The organism is Jannaschia seosinensis (assembly GCF_001408515.1).
Taxonomy (GTDB): Bacteria; Pseudomonadota; Alphaproteobacteria; order Rhodobacterales; family Rhodobacteraceae; genus Jannaschia; species Jannaschia seosinensis.
The window spans coordinates 1-8,342 of the sequence record NZ_CYPR01000089.1 but is presented as its reverse complement, the minus strand read 5'-3'; the positions used below and the strand labels follow the sequence as shown (position 1 = coordinate 8,342).

General features: G+C 63.6%; 2 protein-coding genes and 7 pseudogenes. 4 read left to right on the top strand and 5 right to left on the bottom strand.

The window, feature by feature from the left end; all coding sequences use genetic code 11:
• The 3 genes and pseudogenes from JSE7799_RS20400 to JSE7799_RS07300 form a co-directional block, all read right to left on the bottom strand.
• Window positions 1–154, bottom strand: a 154-nt coding sequence (locus JSE7799_RS20400; protein WP_144431604.1) for a helix-turn-helix domain-containing protein, incomplete at its 3' end; no start/stop codon positions are given.
• Window positions 155–330: 176 nt separating this feature from the next.
• Window positions 331–594: pseudogene (locus JSE7799_RS21640) on the bottom strand (IS5/IS1182 family transposase); the annotation flags it as partial.
• Window positions 595–642: 48 nt separating this feature from the next.
• Window positions 643–1,610: pseudogene (locus tag JSE7799_RS07300) on the bottom strand (IS481 family transposase); the annotation flags it as partial.
• A 532-nt stretch (window positions 1,611–2,142) separates the two neighbouring features.
• Between JSE7799_RS07300 and JSE7799_RS19655 the strand changes: the two are divergent.
• Window positions 2,143–2,936: pseudogene (locus JSE7799_RS19655) on the top strand (IS5 family transposase).
• A gap of 288 nt (window positions 2,937–3,224) precedes the next feature.
• Here JSE7799_RS19655 and JSE7799_RS19650 read toward each other — a convergent pair.
• Window positions 3,225–4,749: pseudogene (locus tag JSE7799_RS19650) on the bottom strand (IS3 family transposase); the annotation flags it as partial.
• Window positions 4,750–5,224: 475 nt separating this feature from the next.
• Between JSE7799_RS19650 and JSE7799_RS07280 the strand changes: the two are divergent.
• Together JSE7799_RS07280 and JSE7799_RS07275 are read left to right on the top strand one after the other, a co-directional pair.
• Window positions 5,225–5,518 (top strand): hypothetical protein, encoded by a 294-nt coding sequence (locus JSE7799_RS07280; protein WP_055663022.1) that lies wholly within the window; start codon window positions 5,225–5,227, stop codon window positions 5,516–5,518.
• Between the two features lie 36 nt (window positions 5,519–5,554).
• A pseudogene (locus JSE7799_RS07275) lies at window positions 5,555–6,094 on the top strand (transposase); the annotation flags it as partial.
• Between the two features lie 169 nt (window positions 6,095–6,263).
• Here the strand turns inward: JSE7799_RS07275 and JSE7799_RS07270 are convergent.
• Window positions 6,264–6,548 (bottom strand): annotated as a pseudogene (locus tag JSE7799_RS07270) (transposase); the annotation flags it as partial.
• A gap of 118 nt (window positions 6,549–6,666) precedes the next feature.
• Between JSE7799_RS07270 and JSE7799_RS07260 the strand changes: the two are divergent.
• Window positions 6,667–8,148: pseudogene (locus tag JSE7799_RS07260) on the top strand (IS3 family transposase); the annotation flags it as partial.
• Between the last annotated feature and the right edge of the window lie 194 nt (window positions 8,149–8,342).

Genomic DNA, 8,342 nt, shown 5'->3' with positions numbered 1-8,342 from the left:
GATCCGCGACGCTGTCGCGCTTGCGCCACTTGTAAACGGTCTGCTCCGTTATGCCGAAGCGCTCGGCCAGGACCGGAGCAGGTTCCGTGCTCGCCTGGATCGCCGCCCGCACCTTCGGCGTGGTCGTGGCCTGCTTGTGAAGATGTATCAGCATGGTCGTGCCCCGTCTCGAAGGTCCCTCAGAACCGATCTTGCCATGAAGAGCGCGGATCGTCGCGGGGAAAGGTGATCATCCGGGACGGAACACTTAGCACGCTGCTGAAGAACCCGCCGCTGAACGCCGTCTTGGCCTGCCCCTTATTCGGTAGTCCGGTTTCAGTCTTAGAGCGCCTAACAGAACCTCTTGATCTGGTTCATGCCTATGATGGCGGTTGCGAGCTTGGTGAGGGCCATGTGGATGTCGGCGCGGCGATCGTAGCGGGTTGCGAGGGTGAGGCTCGCCGAACGAACTGAGCGAACCACGCGAAGGTGCGCTTGACGACCCATTGATGGCGGCCGAGCTTGGTGGAGGTCTCGAGCCCGCGACGCGATGCGGGGGATGATGGAGCGGGCCCGGCATTCCTTCCGGCACCGGCGGTGATCGTAGGCCTTGTCCGTTACCCGGCAGGGTATCGCGCAGCGATGTCCCGAGAGGGGGTGTGTGTCACATCCCGGAAGGTAGTATGGCTGTTTCTTGAACAGCTCTGGCTTGATTTTGTGCCAGTCCTTCATGGCCTGCAAGGGCGCCTTGCTGGCCAACGCTGATTGCGGGAGCTGCTGGTTGTAGAGCCAGACGTATCGGTGGAGCGTGGTCTCCAGGTCCTCGCCTGATCGGAAATGGTGGCTCTGCAGGACCTCTTCGATCCGGCCGTTGAAGCGCTCGACCATTCCGTTGGTCTGCGGCGACTTCGGCGGGGTCAGGCGGTGGTCGATGTCGAGGGCGGCGCACAGCGTATCGAACNCGTGCTCNCCNGTNGCNGNNCGCTTGCGCAGGCCGAAAAGGCGGTCGGTGAACTCCTTGCCATTGTCGGTGAGAATGGTGCGGATGCGGATCGGGCAGGCGCGCTCCAGATCGCGCAGGAAGCGCCGTGCGTTGGCCGCGGTCTTTGCCGGGAAGACACGAATGAAGACCCATCGGGTCGCCCGGTCGATGGCCACGAAGAGGTAACGGCGGCGGGTCTCATCGACCATTTGCGGAAGGTATTTCACGTCGATGTGGAGGTAGCCCGGCTCGTAGGCCTTGAAGGCGCTGTGCTTCGGCTTGGCCGCCTTGGTCTTCAGGTCGCGCAGGTTCCCCACGCCATGCCGGCGCAGGCAGCGGTCCAGCCCCGAGCGCGAGGCGTTCGGGTTCAGGAACTCCCGCACAACCGCCAGCAGATCATCCAGCGACACCAGCAGCGCCTTTCGCAGGGCCACCGCGACGGCCTCCTGCGGTGGTGTGTCAGCGTCGTCTGGAGACTGTGCGGCGTGTGGCTGCGATCCGCGACGCTGTCGCGCTTGCGCCACTTGTAAACGGTCTGCTCCGTTATGCCGAAGCGCTCGGCCAGGACCGGAGCAGGCTCCGTGCTCGCCTGGATCGCCGCCCGCACCTTCGGCGTGGTCGTGGCCTGCTTGTGAAGATGTATCAGCATGGTCGTGCCCCGTCTCGAAGGTCCCTCAGAACCGATCTTGCCACGAAGAGCGCGGATCGTCGCGGGGAAAGGTGATCATCCGGGACGGAACACCTACGGCCCCGGCCGTCGCGGGGATCTGGCTGACCCCCAAACTGGGCGCATTGCGCGTTCCGGCAAAAGATCACATCCACCCCGATAAATGGGAGTGGAAGGCGGCATTTTGGGGCTGTCGTAGATTTTTGCGAGACGGACTTCACCTGACATATCCCTTCGTGGATTCGGGCAAGACAGCCTTCTAACAGGCTGCTGAAAAAGTCTTGAGTGCCCATCTTCGACTCCTACGACGACACATCATATCGGTTTTGGAAGCGCCTGCGCACAATATCTTGTCATCCCTTCGAGACGGCTGATGCAGTTCGTCGAGGTCCATTTCCTTTTTCAGCAGCCTGCTAAGGGAAAGGTTGACCGTTAGGCTGTGTTGACAAAATCCTTCCCGTAGCGCTCTCGGCGTGGTTCACGCTGCCTGATTTTGGTCGGGGGGAGTGACGCGATGGCGCGGGGTCTGATGTCGAACGCGGAGTGGGCGTTCTTCGAGCCGTTCATCCGGGGGGGTACGTGCCCGAAACGGTCGGCAGGGAGCCGATCACCGGCGGGTGCTAGACGGGGTGTTCTGGATCGCCCGGACGGGAAGCCCTTGGCGCGACCTGCCCGAGGAGTTCGGCAAGTGGTCGTCGGTCTACCGCCAGTTCCGCCTTGGACGCTGGCAGGTCTGTGGGAGACGATCCTGGAGGCGCTCAACGAGGCTGCGGGAGAGCTGGATCACCCGCCCGACCGGCTTCATATGATCGACAGCACCGTCGTCCGGGCGCACCAGCACGCAGCCGGCGCAAGGGGGGGACTCAGAGACAGGGTATCGGGCGCTCAAGAGGTGGCCAGACGACTAAAATCCACCTCCGCTGCAATGCGTGGGGCCTTCCAATGCGCACCGACGTGACGCCAGGCCAGACCTCCGACCACAAGGGTTTTGACCTCGTCATGGGTGACCACCTTCCCGCGCCGGGGGCGCTGCTTGCCGACAAGGGCCATGACGCGGACCGCATCCGCGACTGGGCCGAAGCCCGCGATACGATCCCGGTAATCCCCATGCGCCGACATCGCAAGGCCCGCGCGGGCGTCGACCGGACGCTCTACGCGCTGCGCAACCTCGTGGAGCGCTGCTTTGGCCGCCTCAAGAACTCCCGCCGCGTCGCCACCCGCTACGACAAGGCCGTCGAAAGCTTCCTTGGCTTCGTCGACGTCGCCTGCATCCGCTTATGGACACGGCGTTTTGTCAACACAGCCTAGAGTTGGGGAAATGACAATGGTACGTGCTCATCGAAAACTTCAAAGAAAATTAGCGGGCCAATTTACCACGTATTTACTGCTCCAAAGGCATTTTGATCGACATGAAACACACCAGACCGAATCCCAGCCTTTATGTTGCCATCGACCGCCTCCGGTGTTCGTCAAGGTAGTTGTCGCCTGCACTCGTTTTCACGCTGCGTTCTCGGCTGGGCCGGCCATGGGGCCGCCGCCGCCAGCTTCATGAGGGAGCGCGTCGGCAGCCCCATGGCCTCTGCGCCCGGCATCGGGTCGCTCGGGGTTAAGCCAGGCCGAGCCGATGGGCTGCCAGTCGCGGGTCTGACCTGACCAGCGTTCCGGGTGTACGGCGCGGGCCATCTGGTAGACGCGGTGGCGCTCTGCCAGCAGCGCCTTTTCCTCGCCACGATGGCGCTGGTCGGGTGTCACGAAGCGGATGGCGCTGTGCCGATGCTCGGTGTTGTACCAGGTGACGAAGGTCTGGACCCAGATCTGCGCCTCCTCGATCGTCGCGAAGCCGCGGGTTGGCCAACCGGGCGTATATTTGCAGGTCCGGAACAGGGCCTCGGAGAACGGATTGTCATTGCTGACCCGGGGTCGGCTGAACGACGCGGTCACGCCGAGCCGCTCCATCGTCACCTTCATCGTTGTGCCCTTCATGGGGCTGCCATTGTCGGCATGCAGCACCAAGGGATTGGTGAGACACTTCTCGGACCATACCGCACGCTTGAGAACCAGGGCGGCGAAGTCGGCGGTCTCGCGGTCATGGACCTCCCAGCCGACGATCTTCCGGCTGAAGATATCGACGATGAGGTAGAGGTAGAAGAAGGTGCCGGCGATCGGCCCGGGCAGCCACGTGATATCCCAGCTCCAGACCTGGCACGGCGCCTTCGCCTCGAAGCTGGTGGGCGGCTTGCGGCGCGTGGCCGGACGCGCGCGACCGCGGCGATGGTTCTGGCCGCGTTCGCGCAACACCCTGTAAAAGCTGGATTCCGATGCGATGTAGTCGCCGCGGTCAGCCAGCCGAGGCACGATCTGGCTGGGCGGCAGGCTGGCGAACTCCGGCGCGTTGCAGGTGGCGACGATCTTGTCGCGTTCCGCCTCGCTGAGCTGGTTTGTCGGCGCCGGCCGGTCCGCAGACGGACGACGGTCCTCGCAGATCCCGCCGACCGGATCCCGCCAGCGCTGGAGCGTGCGTGGGTTCAGGCCAAGGGCAGCGCAAGCGGCTGTGAACCGAGCTCCGGCTGATACGGCCTCGTCGATGAGGGCTGCAACATGTCGGCGATCGTGAGCAGGCGTCATTCCTCCGCGCCTCCCTCTGGGCCCCAGATCGCCTCGGCCTTTTTTCGCAGGATCATCAGCGCCGCCGCCTCGGCCAGGGCCTTTTCCTTGCGCGCCAGTTCCCGCTCGAGCTGCTGCACCCGCTTGTTGGCGTCCCGTGTTTCCCGCGCGATCTGGCGGGACGCCGCTCGTTCCCAGTCGTTGGCCCGCGCGCAGGCCTCCCGCCAGACAGTCAGCTGATCGGGGTAGATGCCGCGGCGCCGACAATATTCGCCAAGCTCCACTGCATTCAGTGACGCCGTCTCGATCACCGCAGCGAGCTTGTCCGCTGAGGTCCAGCCCTCGGGACCGCGTTCGCTTCGGGCAGGAACTGCCCCTTCGCCCGCGCCTCCGCCCGCCACTTCGCAAGCGTCGCCACGCTGATCCCTTCCTCCTTGGCCAGCCGGCCCAAAGGCATGTTGTTCGGCGGCAGCATCTTCCCGATCACCGCAGCCTTCCGTTCAGGTGAGTAAGCCATTTCGTCGTCCTGTCCCGCCCGCCTCAGAATACACTTTCTGCATCAGAGCAGGCGACAACTTCCCTGACAGAGGGGGAGACGGAGGCGCCGATTGCCCGCCTGAAGCCGACCGGCAACGGAGACGAGGTCCGGCTCGGATCCTGGTCACACCGGCGCAAATGGGAGGATATCGATGACATGGGTGGCGTCGTCATGCCTCTCGACGACGCGCTCGAGTTCATAGCGAACGAGGCCGTTTTCTGGACCTGGACGTGAGTGAAAACGTACAAAGTCGAGCTAAGCAGCAGAATATATTTTGTGAATCATCGGCTTCATGGAGTCATCTCGAAATACGCACTTGCATGCTGTCTTCGTGAGTTGTCGCGGAGCCTGAAGGGAGTCCGCCAATCTCTATCTGTCAGATCGAAAGTACGTCGGTTCTCAAATGAGGTCGAGAAGATAAGCGCTTTCTTCCAGCGATCCATCGGTGTGCCATATGTCGCACGCGAAGTTTTGGTGCTCTCTAAAAAATGACTCATCCTTCCGGTCGAGCCCCACGGAATTCACGCAGCAGAACCGTCCAGATGAAGAGGGTGCCTACGATATCAAAGAGGGACTGAAGTCGTTCTTGAATCGGCTCTCGCGGCAACTCCTGCAAGAAGTTCAGGATACGCGTGAATTTCTCAATCAACTTTCTTCAGCGATGGGCACCAAGGAAAGCATCGCGGCGCAGCAGCGCATTAACAGGCTGCTGAAAAAGGCCGGTCTCGACGCGGTTTCGAGAACATGATTCACCTTCGTCACTGCAGTGGCGGAGAGGGCGACGATGCGCGGGACGGACGAAGCGAGCGGATCGCTGTTCAGCTATGTGGATCTTGATGAGCGGGTCCCTTCGGGTCATCCGCTTCGCAAGATCCGGCAGATCGTGAACGACGCGCTGGCGAGCCTCGATGCCGAGTTCGACGCACTCTACACCGACTTCGGCCGCCCCTCCATCGCGCCGGAGCGCCTGATCCGGGCGAGCCTTCTCCAGATCCTGTTCTCGATCCGCTCGGAGCGGCAGATGATGGAGCAGATGGATTACAACCTGCTGTTCCGGTGGTTCGTCGGACTTGGCATCGACGACCCGGTATGGGTCCCCACGGTGTTCAGCAAGAACCGCGACCGGCTGCTGACCACCGAGATGTCGCGCAAGGTGATGGCGGCGATCCTGGCACATCCGGAGGTCCGACCGCTGCTCTCGAATGAACACTTCTCGGTGGACGGCACGCTGATCAAGGCGTGGGCGTCCATGAAGAGCTTCCAGCCGAAGGAAAGCGCACCGCCGGATCGCGACGACGATCCAGGCGATCCGCCGCCTCCGCCAACTAACCCGCATAATTCATGAAGCTGCGGACTTGTGCTCCGTGGGATGGTTTCCCCGGTCTCGGTTTTCTTGCGCGCACCCGGTGTTTGCGTCCGGTTGGCATGCCGGCCGGTGACTTGGGTCTTGGGCGATACGGGTTGATGTTTCTGGGTTTGTCGGGGCGCTTGCGTCAGGCTGTTTTCGGTGGGGCGAGGGCGTCGAAGAGAAGGAGGAGAAGTCCCTTTCGGGGACACGATGCCGGCAGGGTCACGATGATCCGGGTCTTCTTTTCGACGATGGTGGCGGCCAGTTTGACGAGATGCAGTCGCAGCGTGTCGAACTGGGCGCGGCGCCACGGTGAGCGCTTCGGGCAAGCCGCGCGGAGCTTCCACCAAATCCAGTAGGCGCAGCCGTGCAGCATCAGACGCATCTGGTTGGCGTTGGCTTTCGAGCACGACGTCCGGTCTGCTGCGATCCCCCTCTGTCAGGGAAGTTGTCGCCTGCTCTGATGCAGAAAGTGTATTCTGAGGCGGGCGGGACAGGGCGACGAAATAGCTTACTCACCTGAACGGAAGGCTGCGGTGATCGGGAAGATGCTGCCGCCGAACAACATGCCCTTGGGCCGGCTGCCAAGGAGGAAGGGATCAGCGTGGCGACGCTTGCAAGTGGCGGGCGGAGGCGCGGGCGAAGGGGCAGTTCCTGCCCGAAGCGAACGCGGGTCCCGAGGGCTGGACCTCAGCGGACAAGCTCGCTGCGGTGATCGAGACGGCGTCACTGAATGCAGTGGAGCTTGGCGAATATTGTCGGCGCCGCGGCATCTACCCCGATCAGCTGACTGTCTGGCGGGAGGCCTACGCGCGGGCCAACGACTGGGAACGAGCGGCGTCCCGCCAGATCGCGCGGGAAACACGGGACGCCAACAAGCGGGTGCAGCAGCTCGAGCGGGAACTGGCGCGCAAGGAAAAGGCCCTGGCCGAGGCGGCGGCGCTGACGATCCTGCGAAAAAAGGCCGAGGCGATCTGGGGCCCAGAGGGAGGCGCGGAGAAATGACGCCTGCTCACGATCGCCGACATGTTGCAGCCCTCATCGACGAGGCCGTATCAGCCGGAGCTCGGTTCACAGCCGCTTGCGCTGCCCTTGGCCTGAACCCACGCACGCTCCAGCGCTGGCGGGATCCGGTCGGCGGGATCTGCGAGGACCGTCGTCCGTCTGCGGACCGGCCGGCGCCGACAAACCGGCTCAGCGAGGCGGAACGCGACAAGATCGTCGCCACCTGCAACGCGCCGGAGTTCGCCAGCCTGCCGCCCAGCCAGATCGTGCCTCGGCTGGCTGACCGCGGCGACTACATCGCGTCGGAATCCAGCTTTTACAGGGTGTTGCGCGAACGCGGCCAGAACTATCGCCGCGGTCGCGCGCGTCCGGCCACGCGCCCCAAGCCGCCCACCAGCTTCGAGGCGAAGGCGCCGTGCCAGGTCTGGAGCTGGGATATCACGTGGCTGCCCGGGCCGATCGCCGGCACCTTCTTCTACCTCTACCTCATCGTCGATATCTTCAGCCGGAAGATCGTCGGCTGGGAGGTCCATGACCGCGAGACCGCCGACTTCGCCGCCCTGGTTCTCAAGCGTGCGGTATGGTCCGAGAAGTGTCTCACCAATCCCTTGGTGCTGCATGCCGACAACGGCAGCCCCATGAAGGGCGCAACGATGAAGGTGACGATGGAGCGGCTCGGCGTGACCGCGTCGTTCAGCCGACCCCGGGTCAGCAATGACAATCCGTTCTCCGAGGCCCTGTTCCGGACCTGCAAATATACGCCCGGTTGGCCAACCCGCGGCTTCGCGACGATCGAGGAGGCGCAGATCTGGGTCCAGACCTTCGTCACCTGGTACAACACCGAGCATCGGCACAGCGCCATCCGCTTCGTGACACCCGACCAGCGCCATCGTGGCGAGGAAAAGGCGCTGCTGGCAGAGCGCCACCGCGTCTACCAGATGGCCCGCGCCGTACACCCGGAACGCTGGTCAGGTCAGACCCGCGACTGGCAGCCCATCGGCTCGGTCTGGCTTAACCCCGAGCGACCCGATGCCGGGCGCAGAGGCCATGGGGCTGCCGACGCGCTCCCCCATCAAGCTGGCGGCGGCGGCCCCATGGCCGGCCCAGCCGAGAACGCAGCGTGAAAACGAGTGCAGGCGACAACTACCGTGACGAACACCGCGGCTGAAGCGGATCGAATCTCGATGGATCGCCGTCTGCAATCACCAGCGGCCCCACC

Excerpts from the sequence above, each read along its gene's own strand:
- JSE7799_RS07280 (WP_055663022.1), top strand. The coding sequence starts at position 5,225 with ATGTCGCACGCGAAGTTTTGGTGCTCTCTAAAAAATGACTCATCCTTC.